21 protein-coding genes are annotated in these 18,306 nt (G+C 62.8%); 15 read left to right on the plus strand and 6 right to left on the minus strand.

Annotation, left to right across the window (positions count from 1 at the left end):
- Positions 1-3: 3 nt before the first annotated feature.
- The 8 genes from ABT23_RS02940 (at position 4) to lipA (ending at position 6,220) form a co-directional block, all read left to right on the plus strand.
- Positions 4-822, plus strand: a complete 819-nt coding sequence (locus ABT23_RS02940) for a septal ring lytic transglycosylase RlpA family protein (RefSeq protein WP_296630910.1) — start codon at positions 4-6, stop codon at positions 820-822.
- Positions 823-836: 14 nt separating this feature from the next.
- On the plus strand, positions 837-1,952 hold the full coding sequence (locus ABT23_RS02945) for a D-alanyl-D-alanine carboxypeptidase family protein (RefSeq protein ID WP_296630913.1): 1,116 nt from the start codon (positions 837-839) through the stop codon (positions 1,950-1,952).
- Entirely contained in the window at positions 1,949-2,812 is an 864-nt protein-coding gene (locus tag ABT23_RS02950; RefSeq protein WP_296630915.1) for a D-amino acid aminotransferase, read from the plus strand. Before ABT23_RS02945 ends, ABT23_RS02950 begins: the two co-directional genes overlap by 4 nt.
- Entirely contained in the window at positions 2,809-3,075 is a 267-nt protein-coding gene (locus ABT23_RS02955) for a DUF493 domain-containing protein (protein ID WP_296630917.1), read from the plus strand. Before ABT23_RS02950 ends, ABT23_RS02955 begins: the two co-directional genes overlap by 4 nt.
- Entirely contained in the window at positions 3,075-3,713 is a 639-nt protein-coding gene (gene lipB, locus ABT23_RS02960; RefSeq protein ID WP_296630919.1) for a lipoyl(octanoyl) transferase LipB, read from the plus strand. The genes ABT23_RS02955 and lipB overlap by 1 nt, the downstream gene beginning before the upstream one ends.
- 49 nt (positions 3,714-3,762) lie before the next feature.
- Positions 3,763-4,878, plus strand: a complete 1,116-nt coding sequence (locus tag ABT23_RS02965) for an anthranilate phosphoribosyltransferase (protein WP_296630922.1) — start codon at positions 3,763-3,765, stop codon at positions 4,876-4,878.
- Positions 4,878-5,186: a non-heme iron oxygenase ferredoxin subunit gene (locus ABT23_RS02970; RefSeq protein ID WP_296630924.1), complete on the plus strand. Its 309-nt coding sequence runs from the start codon at positions 4,878-4,880 to the stop codon at positions 5,184-5,186. Before ABT23_RS02965 ends, ABT23_RS02970 begins: the two co-directional genes overlap by 1 nt.
- A 107-nt stretch (positions 5,187-5,293) precedes the next feature.
- On the plus strand, positions 5,294-6,220 hold the full coding sequence (gene lipA / locus ABT23_RS02975; protein ID WP_296630927.1) for a lipoyl synthase: 927 nt from the start codon (positions 5,294-5,296) through the stop codon (positions 6,218-6,220).
- Between the two features lie 14 nt (positions 6,221-6,234).
- Here lipA and ABT23_RS02980 read toward each other — a convergent pair whose 3' ends face one another.
- From ABT23_RS02980 to ABT23_RS03005, 6 genes are all read right to left on the minus strand, one after another.
- The gene (locus ABT23_RS02980) at positions 6,235-7,077 is read right to left on the minus strand and encodes a PEP-CTERM sorting domain-containing protein (RefSeq protein ID WP_296630930.1); all 843 of its coding nucleotides are present in this window, start codon (positions 7,075-7,077) and stop codon (positions 6,235-6,237) included.
- A gap of 154 nt (positions 7,078-7,231) precedes the next feature.
- Entirely contained in the window at positions 7,232-8,017 is a 786-nt protein-coding gene (locus ABT23_RS02985; protein WP_296630932.1) for an ABC transporter permease, read from the minus strand.
- 4 nt (positions 8,018-8,021) lie between these two features.
- Positions 8,022-8,927, minus strand: coding sequence for an ATP-binding cassette domain-containing protein (locus tag ABT23_RS02990; protein WP_296630934.1), 906 nt, complete (start codon positions 8,925-8,927; stop codon positions 8,022-8,024).
- Positions 8,921-9,523: an alpha/beta hydrolase gene (locus tag ABT23_RS02995; RefSeq protein ID WP_296630937.1), complete on the minus strand. Its 603-nt coding sequence runs from the start codon at positions 9,521-9,523 to the stop codon at positions 8,921-8,923. The genes ABT23_RS02990 and ABT23_RS02995 overlap by 7 nt, the downstream gene beginning before the upstream one ends.
- A 22-nt stretch (positions 9,524-9,545) precedes the next feature.
- Positions 9,546-9,863, minus strand: a complete 318-nt coding sequence (locus ABT23_RS03000; protein WP_296630940.1) for a (2Fe-2S) ferredoxin domain-containing protein — start codon at positions 9,861-9,863, stop codon at positions 9,546-9,548.
- On the minus strand, positions 9,860-10,255 hold the full coding sequence (locus ABT23_RS03005) for a nucleotide pyrophosphohydrolase (protein WP_296630942.1): 396 nt from the start codon (positions 10,253-10,255) through the stop codon (positions 9,860-9,862). Before ABT23_RS03005 ends, ABT23_RS03000 begins: the two co-directional genes overlap by 4 nt.
- A 211-nt stretch (positions 10,256-10,466) precedes the next feature.
- Between ABT23_RS03005 and ABT23_RS03010 the strand changes: the two genes are divergently transcribed.
- The 7 genes from ABT23_RS03010 to ABT23_RS03040 all read left to right on the plus strand — a co-directional run bounded on the left by ABT23_RS03010 (position 10,467) and on the right by ABT23_RS03040 (position 18,305).
- Positions 10,467-11,090: an XrtA/PEP-CTERM system exopolysaccharide export protein gene (locus tag ABT23_RS03010; protein ID WP_296630944.1), complete on the plus strand. Its 624-nt coding sequence runs from the start codon at positions 10,467-10,469 to the stop codon at positions 11,088-11,090.
- Positions 11,091-11,141: 51 nt separating this feature from the next.
- Positions 11,142-12,677, plus strand: coding sequence for an XrtA system polysaccharide chain length determinant (locus ABT23_RS03015; protein WP_296630947.1), 1,536 nt, complete (start codon positions 11,142-11,144; stop codon positions 12,675-12,677).
- Positions 12,678-12,685: 8 nt separating this feature from the next.
- A complete protein-coding gene (locus ABT23_RS03020; RefSeq protein WP_296630949.1) occupies positions 12,686-13,618 on the plus strand; it encodes an XrtA-associated tyrosine autokinase in 933 nt (310 codons plus the stop codon).
- Positions 13,590-15,221: a TIGR03016 family PEP-CTERM system-associated outer membrane protein gene (locus tag ABT23_RS03025; RefSeq protein WP_296630952.1), complete on the plus strand. Its 1,632-nt coding sequence runs from the start codon at positions 13,590-13,592 to the stop codon at positions 15,219-15,221. Before ABT23_RS03020 ends, ABT23_RS03025 begins: the two co-directional genes overlap by 29 nt.
- A gap of 72 nt (positions 15,222-15,293) precedes the next feature.
- Entirely contained in the window at positions 15,294-16,328 is a 1,035-nt protein-coding gene (locus tag ABT23_RS03030; RefSeq protein ID WP_296630955.1) for an XrtA/PEP-CTERM system-associated ATPase, read from the plus strand.
- 10 nt (positions 16,329-16,338) lie between these two features.
- Positions 16,339-17,460: a UDP-N-acetylglucosamine 2-epimerase (non-hydrolyzing) gene (gene wecB / locus ABT23_RS03035; RefSeq protein ID WP_296630957.1), complete on the plus strand. Its 1,122-nt coding sequence runs from the start codon at positions 16,339-16,341 to the stop codon at positions 17,458-17,460.
- Positions 17,460-18,305 (plus strand): XrtA system polysaccharide deacetylase, encoded by an 846-nt coding sequence (locus ABT23_RS03040; protein WP_296630959.1) that lies wholly within the window; start codon positions 17,460-17,462, stop codon positions 18,303-18,305. Before wecB ends, ABT23_RS03040 begins: the two co-directional genes overlap by 1 nt.
- The last annotated feature ends 1 nt before the right edge of the window (position 18,306 follow it).

The following is an 18,306-nucleotide window of genomic DNA, read 5'->3' on the forward strand; positions in this document are numbered from 1 at the left end:
GCCATGAAAACTAAATCGCTCCTGGGGATGATTGTCCTCGCCCTGACCCTCGGCGGATGTGCCAGCACGCCGCCCGCAAAACAGGCCTCCACTGCCCCCAAAGGCGGAGGCTATTACCTCGACGATGGCCCGGAGGCCAATCCGCCGGCAAATCTGGATGCCGTTCCCGACGCTGTGCCGCGCAAGGAACCCTTGCATCCCTTTGCCAACCGCACCTATGTCGCGCTGGGGACGACGTATACGCCGCAGACCACGCGCCAGCCCTACAGCGAGGAAGGGCTGGCCTCGTGGTATGGCCGCCGTTTCCAGGGCAAGAAAACTTCCTCGGGCGAGCCCTATGACATGTACGCCATGACGGCTGCGCATCCGACCCTGCCGATTCCGAGCTACGCGCGGGTCACGTCGCTCGACACCGGGAAATCGGTGGTGGTACGCATCAACGATCGCGGGCCGTTTCACAGCAAGCGCATCATCGACCTGTCGTATACCGCGGCCTACAAGCTGGGGTACTTGGGACGCGGCAGCGCCCGGGTGCGGGTGGAAAGCATCGACCCCGACACTTACGACACGCAGGGCAAGGCGTTACAGGATGGTATCTACCTACAGGTGGGCGCTTTCTCGCGTGCCGACAATGCGCAACAGTTGCTCGACCGCCTGAAACGCCAGCTCGACATCGACGCCAGCCAGACGCGCGTGGTGCTGGATGGCGGGTTGCATCGCGTGCAGCTCGGCCCGTATGCCAATGACGATGCGGCACAGTCGGATCGTGCGCGCGTGCGGGAACGCCTCGACCTGAATGCAGTCCTGGTCAAACGCGATTGATGAAAAGGCTGAACATGAAATTCTTCTGGCTGGGGCTGGCACTCTTGTTTACAGCAACGACATGGGCCGCTCCGCCCAATGTCTCGTCGCGTGCCTGGGTCGTGATCGACCAGGCAAGCGGGCGCGAGTTGGCGGCCAGCCAGGCCGACCTGCCGTTGGCCCCGGCCTCGCTGACCCAGCTGATGACAGCCTATGTTCTGCTGGGCGATATCCGCAAGAACAAGCTGAGCCTGGGCGAGATGGTGACCGTGCCGGCGGCGGCCACCCAGATGGATGGTGCGCGCGTCTTCCTCAAGGCGGGCGACCAGGTGAGCGTCGATACGCTGCTGCAGGCAATGCTGGTGGAATCGGCCAGCGATGCCACGATTGCGCTGGTGACGGCAGCGGATGGCAGCGAAGCCGCGTTCGTCGCGCGCATGAACCGCGAGGCCAAGCGACTGGGCATGAGCAAGACCCGCTTCATGAATGCGACCGGTCTGAATGCGCCAGGCCATGAATCGAGCGCACGCGACCTCGCCTTGCTCGGCCGCGCACTGGCGCGCGATTTCCCGGAGCGGCTGCCCTTCTTCAGCCAGAAGGAGCTGCCTTACAAGGGCGTCACGTATTACAACGGCAACCGACTGTTGTGGCGCGACAGCACCGTGACCGGCCTGAAGGTCGGGCGTACGCCGCAGGCCGGCTATTGCATGGCGGCTTCGGCGCAGCGCGGTGACCAGCGCCGCATCGCGGTGGTACTGGATGCACGCTCGGATGCGCAGCGTACGCAGGATGCGTTGAAGCTGCTGAATTACGGTTTCGAGAATTTCGACAGTGTGCCGCTTTATCGGGCTCGCCAGGCCGTCAAGGTCATCAATATCTACCGGGGCGAGCGCCCGTCGGTGAGTATGGGGTTCGAGCAGGATTTCCATCTGCTGGTCCCGCGAGGCAGCGCCGCACGCGTCAAGGCGGAAGTCATCACCCGGCAACCCATTGTGGCACCGATCAACAGGGGGCAGCGCCTGGGTACCCTGCGGCTGACGCTCGACGGCAAGTCGATCGGCGACTATCCGCTGGTCGCCCTGGAGGATGTCGGCGTGGCCGGCCTGTTCGGCCGCGGCTGGGATTCGATCCGGCTGCTGTTCGCAAAATGAGCGTCTACCTGAACGGACAGTTCCTGCCGCTCGCCGAAGCGAAGGTGTCGGTGCTCGACCGTGGCTTTGTCTTTGGTGACGGCGTCTACGAACTGGTCCCGGTGTATTCGGGGAAACCCTTCCGGCTCGACGCGCACCTGCGTCGCCTGCAGTTCAGCCTCGACGGCATCCGCCTGGCCAACCCGCACAGCGTGGGCGAGTGGCGTGAGCGCATCCTGCAGTTGATCGCGCAGCAGGATTTTGCCGACCAATCAGTCTACATTCAGGTGACGCGCGGCACGCCTGCCGAAGGACAGCCTCTGCGCGACCATGCCTTTCCATCCAATGTGTCGCCGACCGTGTTCATGTTTGCGCAGCCGCTGGTGACCGCCACGCCGGCGCAGAAGGCTGCCGGCGTCTGTGCCGTCAGCGCGGTCGACAACCGCTGGCTGCGCTGCAACATCAAGGCCATTTCCCTGCTGGCCAATCTCCTGCTGCGTCAGCAGGCGGTGGACGCGGATTGCGCCGAAACCGTGATGCTGCGCGACGGCTTCCTGACCGAGGGCGCGGCGAGCAATATCTTTGTGGTGAAAGACGGCGTGCTGCGTGCGCCGCCGCCGTCCAGCCTGATGCTGACCGGCATTACCTACGACGTGGTGCTGGAACTCGCCGCTGCCCACGACATACCGCACGAGGTGCGGGCGATTACCGAAGCCGAGGTGCGTGGCGCGGACGAACTCTGGATGACCTCGTCCACCAAGGAGATCATGGCGATCGTGGCACTGGACGGCGTGCCGGTCGGCGCCGGCGTACCGGGGCCGCTGGCCAGGCGGATGGATGCGCTGTACCAGACCTTCAAACAACAGGTGATGCGGTCATGAGTGAACAGGAAACCCTGCTGCAATTCCCCACCGACTTTCCCATCAAGATCATGGGTGAACGCCGCGACGATTTTGCGCAGACCATGGTCGAGCTGGTGCTGAGGCATGCGCCTGATTTCAAGGCCGAGACCGTCGAGATGCGCGTATCCAGCAGCGGCAACTACCTGTCAGTGACCTGCGTGGTGCGCGCCACCTCGAAAGCCCAGCTCGATGCGCTGTATCGAGAAATCACCGCCCATCCGTGGGTGAAGATGGCGCTTTGATGGCGAGCGGTGAGCAGCAAGCGGTGAGCGGCGAGGCGATCATTCGGCTACTGGGGCAGGTCGACTATATTTCGACCTGGCGGGCGATGCAGATTTTCACCGCACGGCGTGCACCCGATGCCGCGGACGAAATCTGGCTGCTTGAACATTTGCCTGTCTACACGCAGGGTCAGGCCGGCAAGCCGGAGCACCTGATCGCCGCGACCGACATTCCCGTCGTGCCAATCGACCGTGGCGGGCAGATTACCTATCACGGCCCGGGACAAGTCGTGGTCTACGTGCTGATCGACCTGCGGCGGCGTGGCTACGGCATCCGCGAGTTGGTGACACGCCTGGAACAGGCTGTGATCAATCTCCTGGCGGAGCAGGGCGTGGCATCCGCACGCCTGGGAGGCGCGCCAGGCGTGTATGTCGATGGCGCGAAAATAGCCGCACTCGGCCTGCGCGTCAGACACGGCTGCACGTATCATGGCCTGGCGTTCAACGTCGACATGGATATGCGTCCGTTCGCCGCCATCAACCCGTGTGGCTACGCGGGGATGCGGGTGACGCAATGTCGCGATCTCGGCCTGAAATGGTCTCCGGCCGAAGCCGGACAGGCGCTTGTCCGCTGCCTGCAGGACACGATCTATTCTTGACTGATTTACTTGGTTATAAGTATTCTTATAACTTCTAATGGAGTTATTCATGAGCACCGATACGCTGCCGTCCGACCCTAAACTCCTGATGCGCTCGATCATCCAGCGCATCGCCACCGGTCCGGACCTGTCCAAGAACATCAGCCGCACCGAGGCGCATCTGGGCACCAAGGCCATCATCGACAACGTGATCGACCCGATTCAGGTCGGCATCTATTTCATCGCCCTGCGCATGAAACGCGAGACGATGGACGAAAACCGCGGCGTGCTCGACGCCGTGCTCGAAACCACCCGCCGCGTCACGGCGGAGGTCGACGAAGTGGTCGACATCGGCGATCCCTATGACGGCTACAATCGCTGCCTGCCTGCCGCGCCTTTCCTGGGCCCCTTGCTGGCCGAATTCGGCGTGCACGTCGTCAGTCATGGCCTCGACAAGGTCGGGCCCAAGTACGGCGTGACGGCGCGCCATGTGCTGGAAGCCGCGGGCGTGCCGGTCAACCTGACGCCGGCGGAGGCCGCCGCGCGGCTGGCCGATCCCACCCTCGGCTGGACCTACATCGACCAGGCACAATCCAATCCCGGTCTGCACAACCTCACCACGCTCCGTGCGCAGATGATCAAGCGCCAGGTACTGACGACGGTGGAAGTGCTATCCAAGCCCATAGAGGGCCGCAAGCTGACCCATTTCGTCACAGGCTACGTGCACAAGCCTTATCCGCCGGTGTATGCCGACCTCGCGCGTGAGGCCGGCTTTGACACGGCCTGTATCGTGCGCGGCGTCGAAGGCGGCGTGATCCCGTCGCTGCGCCAGGCTGGCAAGTATTTCCACTATCACGATCGGGGTGTCGAAATCGAAGCGACGGTCGATCCGGTGGCGCTCGGCATCGCTCAGCCGGTACGCGCGGTGCCACTGCCCGGCGCGGTCGCCACCGAAGCGGGCGAGGACGAGATCGTCGCCGCGATCGACATCAAGGCCACCGCGCACGCTGCTGCCGAAGCGGGCATCCTGGCGCTCAAGGGCGACAAGGGTGCGACCTATGATTCACTGGTGCTGGCCGGTTCGATTGTCCTGCATCACGTCGGCAAGGCCGCCAGCGTGGCCGACGCGGCCGCGCAGATTCGTGCTGTGCTGGATTCCGGCAAGGCCGTCGTACGGGTCAAGTGATGGGCAAATACATTGCCATCGCCGCTGCCGACGAGCTCAAACCCGCCGAGATGAAGCGCGTCCTTGTCGACGGCAAGCGGCTGCTGCTATGCAATGCCGGCGGCACCCATTACGTCGTCGACGAAATGTGCAGCCACGAGGATTACTCGCTGTACCTGGGTTGTATCAAGGATGGCAAGATCAAGTGCTCGCTGCACGGCAGTTATTTCGATCTCACCACCGGTCAGCCCACCTGCGACCCCGCAGACGAGCCGATCCGGACCTATCCGGTGAAAATAGAAGCCGGCCAAGTCTGGGTGGAAGTCTAGACTGCCGATCGAGTCGGGCGTAGTGCACACCATACAGCCGGCAGGGTCGGGGTTGTTGGGCGCATAGGCTAGAATCCGGGAATTGCATTTCCCGGTATGGTCAGACCATGGCAGACCCTCTCCAGCACAAAGGCGCAGCCAAGACCGCGCGAATCCCGATCAAGATCGTGCCGCAACCCAGGATGCGGCTGCCGTCCTGGATCCGCGCCAAGTCGCCCAACGTGCCCAACGTGGCCCGGCTGAAGGGCATCCTGCGCGAAGCGAAGCTGCACACGGTGTGCGAAGAGGCCTCGTGCCCCAACCTGGGCGAATGCTTCGGCCATGGCACCGCCACCTTCATGATCCTTGGCGACCTGTGCACGCGGCGCTGCCCTTTCTGCGACGTCGGCCATGGCACGCCACTGCCGCCAGACGTTGAAGAACCGCGCCATCTGGCCGATACGATTGCGCTGATGGCATTGAAATACGTAGTGATCACCAGTGTCGACCGCGACGATTTGCGCGATGGCGGCGCCGAACATTTTGCGCAGTGCATCGCTGCCGTGCGTGAGTCTTCGCCGTCGACGCGGATCGAAATCCTGACCCCCGATTTCCGTGGACGGCTCGACAAGGCGCTCGACATGCTCGCCACCGCCCCGCCCGACGTGATGAACCACAATCTGGAAACCGTGCCGCGCCTTTACAAGGCGGCGCGTCCTGGTGCGGATTATGCGCACTCGCTGAAACTGCTCCGGGACTTCAAGGCACACCATCCGGACATCCCGACCAAATCCGGCCTCATGCTGGGGCTGGGGGAGGACGACGACGAGATCCTGCAGGTGATGCGCGATCTGCGTGCACACGATGTGGACATGCTGACGCTGGGCCAGTATCTGCAGCCTTCGCAGCATCATCTGCCCGTGCTGCGCTTTGTCACCCCCGAACGCTTCGCCCAGTTCGAGCAGGAAGCACTGGCAATGGGCTTCAAGCACGCCGCCTGCGGGCCGATGGTGCGCTCGAGTTACCACGCCGACCAGCAGGCGGCAGGCGTCTAGAATCCGGCTGTCCCCTACGGCATCGTCCGACGGCGCCCCATCCAGAGCAGGGTGGCGATACCGAGCGCCATCAATCCCATCATCGACGGTTCCGGTACGGCATGAGGCTGAGTGGCTGCTTGCTGGCCTGACGGCGGGCCGAGGGGCGTGTCCGTCTGGGGCGGCGTCCACGAACCGGGGCCGGCTGCGGGGAACGGGGTCGGCGGCATGTTCCCGCCCGGTGCTTCGTCGGGCGATGTCGGCGCCCAGGGTGCACCGGGTCCCCCGGTCGGGCCGTTATGCTCGGGTGAGTGCGGGCCGCCTGGAGGTGGGGTGGAGGGGCCGTTTGCCTGGGGCGGGATGGCGGGGCTGCCTTGCGGCTTCCCTGCAGGAAAGAAAGATCCGTCGCCGGGCGGGATGCCGGCGGGCTCGCCCGATGGTGGATGCGACGGCGCCAAAGGACGCGCTCTGTCAGGTTTGCCGCCCGGCGCGCGGTCCGGGCCCGGCATGCCGTGTTCCATATGGTCAGGCGCCGCCTCGTTGCCGGCAGGATTGCCGGGTGACGGCCCGGTGAGGATGAATGGGTCCAGGTTGCCGCCGTCTGCAAAATCGCTCTCGGCCATGACAAGCGAGAGGGTTTCCCCCTTGTGTTCGATGGCGAGCGGATGCAGGCGCTGCTTCGCGACAAAGTGAGGTGTGACGACGGCAGGCGACGTGGGCCTGGCGTGGTCCAGATGAAGTGCCAGCCCCCCGACCAGGGCAGCGGCGGTGACCGTGCCTATCAGAATGCCGGCCGGCGTGAGTGCCGTGGCGAGCAGCAGACCAAGCAGACCGATACGACGGGTGCGGGCGCGTGAAGCGGAGGGTTTGCGGGACATGGCGAAGATCTGGGTGAGGAATTGCGAATGACTTCGCAATTCCCGTACCCGTGGTCAAATGGACCGTAACCCGCGTCGAGCCGGGCGGCATGCCGTTTTCCAGTTGCCTGTTGCGTCCATGGGCCGACGCGGTCGTCGGCGTTTCGACACCCGCTTATTTCAGGAGCCGTCTGCGGGTGAGCGCCAGCGCGACGATGTAGCCGAGGCTGCCGTAAACCAGCAGCGCGATCACGTGCAGCGCGATGTTGTCTGGCACGGTGCCGACGACCAGCGGTCGAGCGAGGTCGATGGCGTGGGTGAGCGGCAGCCAGGCGGACACGCCTTGCACGGCCGCAGGCAGCTGCGACACGGGGAAGAACACCCCGCACAGCAGCACCATCGGCGTGATCACCAGCGTGAAATAGTAGAGAAAGAAGTCGTAGCTGGGCGAGACCGCGTTCATCACCAAGCCCATGCCGCCGAAGCAGAAGCCGACCAGGGCGACGACGGGGACGATCCACAGCGTCATCCAGAAATTTCCGTAGAGCCCCAGTCCCCAGATCACCGCCAGGATCGCCACGCCGGAGAGCAGGCTTTTGGACGCAGCCCAGGTCAGTTCGCCCAGCATCACGTCGTCGAGCGTCATCGGCGCGTTGAGGATCGCATCCCAGGTGCGCTGTACGTGCATGCGCGAGAAGCTCGAATACAGCACCTCGAAGGTGGCCGCGTTCATCGTGCTGTAGGCCACGGTACCGGCAGCGAGGAAGGTCAGGTAGGGCATGCCGCCGACGTCAGGCAGCAGGCTGCCAAGGCCGTAGCCCAATCCGAGCATGTACAGCATGGGGTCGGCCAGGTTGCCGAGGATGGACGGGATGGCGAGCTTCTTCCACACGAGGTAGTTGCGCTGCCATACCGGAATGAAGCGTGCCGACAGACGGGGAAGGCGGAATAAAGGATTCATGCGCTCAATCCCTCAAGTCGCGCCCGGTGAGCTTGAGGAACACGTCCTCCAGGTTCGACGGGCGGTGCAGGTAGCGCAAGGCCGGGGCATGCTTGAGCGCGTCGATCACGATGTCGGGCGTACTGGTGTAGCAGAACAGCGTTTCGCCGACGGTCTCGAAGCGCTGGCACAGATCGGCCGCGTGCTGGCCGGTCCAATCGGCCAGGCCTTCGCCGAACACTTCGACCACTGCCGGCTCGATATGCGTTTCGATCAGCGCGCGCGGCGCGCCTTCGGCGACGACACGGCCGTGGTCGAGGATGGCGAGACGGTCGGTGAGGCGTTCGGCCTCGTCCATGAAATGCGTGGTCAGCACGATGGTCTTGCCGGCGTTGATCAGCCGCCGCAGGCCCTGCCAGATGAGATGGCGCGCCTGCGGGTCGAGTCCGGTGGTGGGCTCGTCGAGGAACAGGATGTCGGGATCATGCACCAGCGCGCGGGCGAGCGTGAGGCGTCGTTTCATGCCGCCCGACAGCTGGGCGATCTGCGCATCGGCCTTGCTGGCGAGCCCGGCGAAATCGAGCAATTCCGGCACGCGTGCCGTGACGGCGGCCTTGCTCATGCCGAAATAACGGCCGTAGGCGAGCAAGTTCTCGCGTACCGAAAAGTCCGGGTCGAGGTTGTCCATCTGCGGCACCACGCCGACTTTCATGCGGGCCTCGCGCGAGCGTTGCGGGACCGCGATGCCGGCCAGTTCGATGCTGCCGCCATCCGGCTCGATCAGGCCCAGCAGCAGGCGCAGCGTGGTGGTCTTGCCGGCGCCGTTGGGCCCGAGCAGGCCGAAACACTCGCCGCGCCGCACAGTCAGGTCGAGGCCGCGCACCACTTCGGTGTCGCCGTATTTTTTTGTCAGCCCGCGTACCTTCAGCATGGACAGGCCTCCAGAAACGCCTGCTTCAGTTCCTTCAGCTTGCCGTGGAAGAAATGCCCAGCGCCGGGGATGGCTTTCACCGCAAGCTGCTGCTGCTCGGCCCACAGCCGGATCGCGGTGGGCGGGATGAGTTCGTCGGCATCGCCAAAAATCACAATCGTGTCGGGTGGAACCGGATCGAATTCGTACATGGTGACCGCCGGGGCGACCAGGATCAGGCGTTTTGCATGGAGTTCCTGGCGCAGCCGATGCTGCACGAAAGCGCCGAACGAGAAACCGGCCAGTGCCCACGGCAGACCGGGGTAGCTGGCCTCGACGAAGCGGGCGACAGCGAGCAGGTCCTCGGTTTCGCCGACGCCGGCGTCGAATTCGCCGTCGCTCATGCCGACGCCGCGGAAATTCGGGCGCACGCTGATCCAGCCGGCCTCGTTGGCCGCCTTGGCCAGGGTCGTCACCACCTTGTTGTCGAGACTGCCGCCATGCAAGGGGTGCGGATGGGCGACCAGCAGCAGGCCGCGGCGTTCGGTCTCGGGGTCGTCGATCACGGTTTCCAGCTTGCCTACGGATACCGGGATACGCAGCTTGTAACGCTTCATGTGGCCGTTCCGCTCGGCCGCGTCACTTCAATTGCAAGCGCTCGACAATACGCCCCTGCTTGAGGTGGACCTCGAATATTTCGTCGATATCGGCTTCGTCCACATAGGTATACCAGACGCCTTCGGGGTACACGACCAGCAGCGGGCCCTCGTCACAGCGGTCGAGGCAGCCGGCACTGTTGATACGGCACTTGCCTTCGCCGTTGAGATGAACGTGCTTGACCTTTTTCTTCAGGTAATCGCGCATCTGCTGGCCGCCGGACGCGCCGCAGCATTTGGCGCCGTCGTCACGCTGGTTGGTGCAGAAAAAAACATGGTGCTTGTAATACTGGTTGGTCATTCTGGGCTGTCTTGATCGGGTTGGAAGGCTGAGTATTTGAGCGCGTTGCCGTGCGCCTTGTCGACCGGGTATTTGCGTGCATTGATCGCCAGCTTGTCGGCGGCGGCGTCGAGCAGGTCGATGTCCAGCAGGTCAGCCAGCCGGGTCAGGTAGATCAATACGTCGGCGATTTCCTGGCGTACCGCTTCGTGTTGTTCCGGACTCAACTGCCCGCTCTGTTCTGCCGTTAGCCACTGGAAAGGCTCGAGCAGTTCCGCCGCTTCCACGGAAAGCGCCATGGCCAGATTCTTGGGGGTATGGTAACGCTCCCATGCGCGTGCCAGCGCGAAATCGCGAATATGCTGGCGCAGGGTGTCTAGGCTGTCGATTTCATGCGTGCTCATGGTTGGCATAATAGCGCGGCAGGCGACAGACTTACGACATCGCTGTCGAGCGGCCGACGCTCCAGCCATGGCGGGGGACGCGTAAATCGCGGCGTGGCGGGGATTTCGAGAAAATTCCGATTTGGCCTGCGGCTTGCTAGCAGTCTTTGCGTTGACACCAGTTTTCTAGTTCGCTCTGGCATAATGCCAGCGGATTAACGGCATATAAGGGAGGATGGATATGTTTACGATCAAGAAGCATCTTGCACGTGCTGGCGTCATGCTGGCCGTCGCTGCCATGGCAGGCTGCTCCAGCACGCCGACCTATCCGCCCGCCCCTGCGCAGACGGGAAGCTACAACTGGAATTACCTCATCGGCCCGGGCGATTCGGTCCAGGTCTTCGTCTGGCGCAACCCCGAAGTCTCCGGAACCTTCCCGGTCCGCCCTGACGGCAAGATGACCATGAATCTGGTCGAGGATATCCAGGCCTCCGGCAAGACCCCCACCCAGCTGGCGCGCGATATCGAGAAGGCGCTCGGCAAATACATCCAGGAACCCATCGTCACCGTCATCGTCTCGGGCGGCATCGGTCCGTTCGATCAGCAGATCCGTGTCGTGGGCGAGGCGGCCAAACCGCAGGCGCTGAACTACCGCGAGCATATGAGCCTGATCGACCTGATGATCTCGGTGGGCGGACTGACCGATTTCGCGGCGGGCAACAAGGCCTACATCCTGCGTACTGTGGACGGCAAGCAGGAACGTCTCGGCGTGCGACTTGACGACCTGCTGCGCGGCGGCGATACGTCGGCCAACGTCGACATGCGGCCGGGTGACGTGCTGGTCGTGCCGGAAAGCCTGTTCTAAAACGTGTCTGCGCCGCCGTTGGGCGGCGCTTCTTGATGGCGGAACGTCCACATGGATCAATTGTTGCAGCAACTTTTTGGCTATGCCAAAGCCGCCTGGTATCGTCGCTGGTGGGGCGTGGCGATAGCCTGGCTGGTATGCGTCGTCGGCTGGACCTGGGTGATGATGATCCCGGACCGCTACCAGGCGTCAGCGCGCGTCTATGTGGATACGCAAACCCTGTTGAAGCCGTTGCTGTCAGGGCTGGCGGCGGAGCCTAACGTCGAGCAGCAGATCAAACTGATGACGCGCCAGCTGGTGAGCCGGCCGACGCTGGAAAAAGTTGCGCGCATGACCGATCTGGACGTCAAGGCGAAAACGTCCGAACAGACCGAACGGATGTTGAACGACCTGGCGAGCAAGATTTCCATCGCCGATGCGGGGCGCGAGAATCTCTATACCATCAGCTACCAGGATGCCAACGGCGAACTGGCCAAGAAGGTCGTGCAGTCGTTGCTGACCATTTTCGTGGAATCCAGTCTCGGCAAGACGCGCCAGGATATTTCCAGTTCGCAACGCTTCATCGAAGAGCAGTTGCAGCAGTATCAGCAGAAGCTGACCGATGCCGAAAACGCGCTCAAGGAATTCAAGCAGAAGCATATCGGCATGATGCCGGGGCAGGGGGGCGACTATTACGCGAAGCTGGCCGAGGTGAGCACCCAGTTGCGGCAGGCCCAGCTGGACCAGCAGGAAGCGATCAACCGTCGCGACCAGCTGAAGCGCCAGTTGTCGGACGAGGAACCTGAGTTGACCGCTGCGGCAGCGGCGGGTGCGACCAACAGCGAAATCGATGACCGCATCCAGGCTTTGCAAAAGCAGATGGATCAAATGCGCCTGCAATACACCGACCTGCATCCCGATGTCCAGGCGACCAAGCGCCTGATCGAAAAACTGGAGGCGGAGAAGAAGGCCGATCTGGCGAAGCACAAGGCCGACCCGTCGGGCTCCAAGATTCAGAATCCGGTCTATCAGCAGCTCACGCTTTCCATCGCCGAAGCGGATGCCAACGTGTCCTCCCTGCGCGCGCGCGTGGCGGAATATCAACGCCGTTATGCCGAGTTGCGCAATGCGTCCAACATGATTCCGCAGGTGGAGCAGGAATATACCCAGCTGATGCGCGATTACGACGTGTATCGACAGAACTACGATGCCCTGCTCAAGCGCCGCGAGTCGGTCACCATGTCGGGCGAAGTCGAGAGCAAGACCGACACCGTCGATTTCCGCGTGATCGATCCGCCTTTCGTGCCGAGCCAGCCGGCCTGGCCGAACCGCCCATTGCTGCTTTCGCTGGTGACGCTGGGCGGACTCGGTGCCGGCATTGCGGTGGCCTTCCTGTTGAGCCAGCTGCGCCGTACCGTGACCGATCGCCGTGTCCTGCGCGAACTGACCGGTTTGCCGCTGCTGGGCGCCGTGTCCCGGGTGGAAACCGACGAAACCCGTCGCCGCAAACGCAAAGGCCTGCTGACGTATCTGGCAGCACTGGGTAGCCTGATTGCCGCCTATGGCGCGGTGATGGTCCTGCAACTGCTCGTGTCGCGCGCCGGCTAGGAGAAACCATGAGCATTATTGAAAAAGCAGCAGGCAAGATTGGCACGGGCGCGCCGCATCCCGCTCCCCAGAGCGATCCCGGCCACGACGCCAGCCTGATCGAAAATGCGCTCAACAAGCAACGCAGCAGCCATGCGGCGCCTTTTGTGGCGACACCGGTCGAGCCGATATTCAATGCGCCGGATACCCTCGCGATGGAAGGCGGAAGTCAGGTGCAGTCGATCAACCTGGCGCGCCTGCATCGGATGGGCGTAGTCGCGCCGGATGCGGAAAAGAGCCAGATCGCCGAAGAGTTTCGTATCATCAAGCGGCCGCTCATCGCCAATGCATTTGGCCAGGGTACGGCACGCGTCAAGAACGGCAATCTCATCATGGTCACCAGCTCGCTGCCGGGCGAGGGCAAGAGCTTCTGCGCCATCAACCTGGCGATCTCGATGGCGATGGAGATGGATCGCACCGTCCTGCTGATCGACGCCGACGTCGCCAAGCCGCGCGTACCCGAATACCTCGGTATCCATGCGGACAAAGGCCTGCTCGACGTGCTGCAGGACAAGGACCTCAAATTGTCCGACGTGCTGATCAAGACCGACATCGCCAAGCTGACCGTGCTGCCTGCCGGCCGCACCTACAAGCGCGCGACCGAGTTGCTGGCGAGTGCCGCCATGACGCGTCTTATCGAGGACATCGGCAACCGGTACCCCGACCGTATCATCCTGTTCGATTCGCCGCCGCTGCTGGCGACCAGCGAGTCGAGCGTACTCGCCACGCACATGGGCCAGATCGTCATGGTGGTGGAAGCCGAAAAAACCTCGCAGGAGGCGGTACGCGAAGCCTTGAGCCATATCCAATCGTGCGAGGTCGTCGGCATGCTGCTGAACAAGACCACGCCGACCCCGGGCGCAGACTACTACTATGGCTACTATGGCAGTTACGGCAAGTAAGCGCCGCCCCGGCGCGCCGGCGGCATGGAACAAGGCGATTCGCCGTGCCGGTGCGTGTGGTGTCCTCATGGCGCTGGCCGTCGCGCCGACCGCCCACGCCATCGACTGGCGCTTCGAACCCACCCTGAATGCGTCGTCCACCTACACCGACAACGTCAAACAGAGCTCGAGCAATACGCAGGACGCCTTGATCCTCACCGCGACGCCCGGTTTCACATTGCGCTCGGAAGGATCGCGTAGGGTGCAGGCCAGTCTGCAATACGGCCTGACGGGCGTGAAGCGTTTCGGCGGCGGCCAGAGCGACAACTTCTATCACAACCTGAACGCGGTCGGGAAAGCCGAACTGGTCCAGGATTTCCTGTTCATCGATGGCAATGCCCACATCTCGCAGCAACTGATCTCGCTGCTGGGGTCGCCTGCCGATGCCACGGTCAACAACAGCAACCGGACCACCGTCGGCACCTATTCGATCAGCCCCTACATCCAGCAGCGGCTGGGAACCTTCGCCTTCGCGCAGGCACGTTACACAGCCAGCGGGGCGATTTTTCAGAATAACGTCGCGCCCAATGCCAATTCGAATTCGTTTGCGGCCAGTCTGAAAAGCGGCACCCGCTTTACCGATCTCAGTTGGGGACTCAATTACTCCCTCCGCAAACTGCAGAACAGCAATGCCATCAATAGCGTCAACAATACGGACGCCACTTTCGAGAGCGCCAGTGCAACGGCTGGCTATGCCTTGACCCGCCAATTCAGGGTGTTCGGCACGGTCGGTCATGATTCGAACGATTACCTGAGCCGGAGCGGAACGAGCGGTTCCTTCTACAGCGCCGGCTTCGGCTGGTCGCCCACGCGCCGTACGAGCGTCGAAGCCTCGGCCGGCGAGCGCTATTTTGGTCGCACGTTCAGCCTGGCCGCCAACCACCGCACGCGGCTCACGCAATGGCGGATGAGCTATTCCGAGGATGTGAGTGATATCAGTCAGCAATTGCTATTGCAGAGTGGCCGTACTTACTGGAAGTGCCCACTTGGAGGAGGACGTAATCAATATATATTGGTGACTGATCCCAATCAGCGGCCTATGTCGACTTGCGACGGACCTTACGAACCATTCGAATTACTTAATCTGGCGACGACTCAACAGGAATTGTTGGATTTGTACGCAAATCTGGGGTTGAGGGGGGATCTTGGGATTGGGACGGCCAATGGTATTTTCATCATCAAGAGCCTCACAGCTGGAGTGTCATGGGATATCGGGAAACTGGGATTCGGTCTCTCGGCGCAGGACACGAAACGACTGTACCAGCAATTGAGCAATGCCCAGGATCATATTCAAAGTGTGGTGGGGACGGTAAGCTATCGTCTGTCTGCTGCAACGACAGTCAACAGTAGCCTGTCACTGACCCGTACCAACTTGGATAGTTTGGTGGCCGGTGGCGTGGCCAGGCAGGACGACCTCCTCAGTCTCAGTCTCGGCCTCAACCGCCGCTTTGCCGACAAGCTCTACGGTGCGTTGACTTTCCGCCATACCCAACGGAGTTCGAACGTGGCGAACGCCGACTACGACGAAAACAGCCTTACGGCGTCGGTCAACATGCGCTTCTGACCGATCCGCCGGCATGGCACAGCGGTTGCTTTATCCAGTGCGCCGTGCCTCCACTCAGACAACGGATTGTCCATGTACGAAGACTATTACCGCTTTAGCGCCAAGCCGTTCCAGCTCAATCCCGATCCGCGATTTTTCTTCGGCTCCAAGGGCCACAAGCGGGCGATGGCCTACCTGGATTACGGCCTGTCGCTGGGCGAGGGATTCATCGTCATCACCGGCGAGGTCGGTGCCGGCAAGACCACGCTGGTACGTAACCTGTTCCGTCAGCTCGAGTCCCACAATCTGGTGGCGGCGCAGCTGGTGTCGACTCAGCTGGATGCGGAGGACACCTTGCGTAGCGTGGCCGCATCGTTCGGCCTGGAGCACGAAGGCCTGACCAAATCCGCACTGCTGAAGAATCTGGAGGATTTCCTGGCCGCGGCCGCGCGCCAGGGCAAGCGCGCGCTGCTGGTGGTGGACGAGGCGCAGAACCTGACACCGCGCGCCGTGGAAGAGCTGCGCATGCTGTCCAATTTCCAGACCAGCGAACGTTCGCTGATCCAGACCTTCCTGCTGGGACAGCCCGAATTCCGTGGCATTCTGCAAAGCCCGGACATGCAGCAGCTGCGCCAGCGCGTGGTGGCCTCCTACCATCTGGGACCGCTCGATGCCGACGAAACGCGCGGCTATATCGAGCACCGCCTGCGTACGGTCGGCTGGCATGGCACGCCGGGATTCGATGACGAGGCCTTCGCCGAATTGCACCGCTTTACAGGCGGCATTCCGCGACGCCTCAATACCACCTGCGACCGCCTGTTGCTGTTCGGCTTTCTCGAAGAGAAAAATCATTTCGGCGAAGCCGAGGTGGCCGAGGTGATCGCCGATCTGAAGAACGAGGTCGCGCACCAGGATTTCAATGGCACAACGGGTGTGAACAACCATGCGCAGGCAGTCGGGGTGCTGAATAACGAAGATAGCGCCCGTCTGGCGCAACGCATCGATCAGGTGGAACGTTCGGTCAACCGTATCTTGCCCATCGTGCGCAAAATCCTGTACACGGTGAGCGAACGCCACGCGGCGGCAGACGGCGATGCCTCGCCGGACAGCCCCGATACCACGCACTGACGATCCAGCCATGACTCAGGTTTTATGCGTCGCAGGTGCGCGCCCCAATTTCATGAAAATCGCCCCGGTGATGGCCGCCCTGGCCGAGACCGGCATTGCCGCGCAGCTGCTGCATACCGGCCAGCATTACGACGCGGCGATGAGTGACAGTTTTTTCGCCGATCTGGGCATTCCGCGGCCCGACCATCATCTGGAAGTGGGTTCGGGCAGTCATGCGGTGCAGACGGCTGAAGTGATGAAACGCTTCGAACCCGTGCTCGAAAGCGTGCGGCCGCAGGCCGTGCTCGTGGTGGGCGACGTCAATTCCACCATCGCGTGTGCGCTGGTGGCCGCCAAGCGCGGCGTGCGCGTGATCCATGTCGAGGCCGGCCTGCGCAGCTACGACCGCAGCATGCCGGAAGAAATCAACCGCGTATTGACCGACCAGATTTCTGATCTGTTGTTCACCACCGAGCGTAGCGCACTGGCCAACCTGCAGCGCGAGGGGATCGATCCCGCGCGCGTCGAGTTCGTCGGCAACGTGATGATCGACACCCTGCATCGCAACCTCGAACAGGCCGTGCCGAGCGCCCGGACCCTGGGCGCCACGCTGTCGCAGTACGCGGTGTTGACGCTGCACCGGCCGTCCAATGTGGACGATGCGCCGACGCTCGCCGCGCTGCTGGATGTGGTCGGCGAAATCAACCGTACTTTGCCGGTGGTGATGCCGCTGCATCCACGCACGCGCGGCAACATCGAGAAATTCGGCTTCACCGCCAAGCTCGACGGCCTGCACATCCTGCCGCCCGTGGGTTACCTGGAAATGCTCGGCCTGATGCGCGATGCCAAGCTGGTGCTGACCGACTCCGGCGGCATCCAGGAGGAAACCACGGCGCTGGGTGTGCCGTGCCTCACGTTGCGTGAGAATACTGAGCGACCGATCACGCTCGACGAAGGAACCAACACGCTGGTCGGCCCACATCCCGAGGCCATCCGCCGCGCGTTCGCCGAGGTGATGGCGGGCGGCGGCAAGGCCGGCCGCATCCCCGAATACTGGGATGGCCGCGCGGCGATGCGCATTGCGTACAAGCTGAAGGACTGGCTGCCCATGCCGAAAGGGGTTCATACCCTGTCGGGGACGAGGATTGCGTAATGGCCGAACGCATCAAAAACGCGATGTCGATCGATGTCGAGGATTATTTCCAGGTGTCGGCATTCGCCCCGCATATCCGGCGCGAAGACTGGGACACGCTGCCATGTCGGGTCGAGCGTAATGTCGACCTGATCCTCGGCCTGCTCGACGAGACGAATGCCAAGGCGACTTTCTTCACGCTCGGCTGGATCGCCGAGCGCTACCCGCAGGTGGTGCGCCGTATCGTCGACAACGGCCACGAACTCGCCAGTCACGGCTACGGCCACCAGCGCGCGAGCGACCTGACCCCTGAGCAATTTCGCGCCGACATCACCCGGGCCAAGCATATTCTCGAAGACCTCGGTAGCGTCGCCATCCGCGGTTACCGTGCGCCGAGTTTCTCCATCAACCGGAAGAACTGGTGGGCGGTCGAGGAACTTGAAAACGCAGGATACGTATACAGCTCGAGCATCTATCCGGTACGCCACGACCATTACGGCATGCCCGATGCGCCGCGTTTCCCGCATCGCCCCAATGGTGAAGCAGGCATCCTCGAACTGCCGCCTACCACGGTGCCGCTGATGGGGCGCAACTGGCCTGCAGCCGGTGGCGGCTGGTTCCGCCTGTTGCCGTATTCGATGTCGCGCTGGATGCTGAATCGCGTCAACACGGAGGATCGCGCGCCCTGCATGTTCTATTTCCACCCGTGGGAGATCGACGCCGGACAACCGCGCCAGTCCGGCCTGTCGGCCAGGACGCGCTTCCGCCATTACGTCAATCTGCAACGCATGCCGGGTAGACTGCGCCAGTTGCTCACCGATTTCGAATGGGACCGCGTCGACCGCGTGTTCCTGCCAAAACATTGAA

Source organism: Thiobacillus sp. SCN 63-57 (assembly GCF_001725555.1).
Lineage (GTDB): Bacteria > Pseudomonadota > Gammaproteobacteria > Burkholderiales > Thiobacillaceae > Thiobacillus.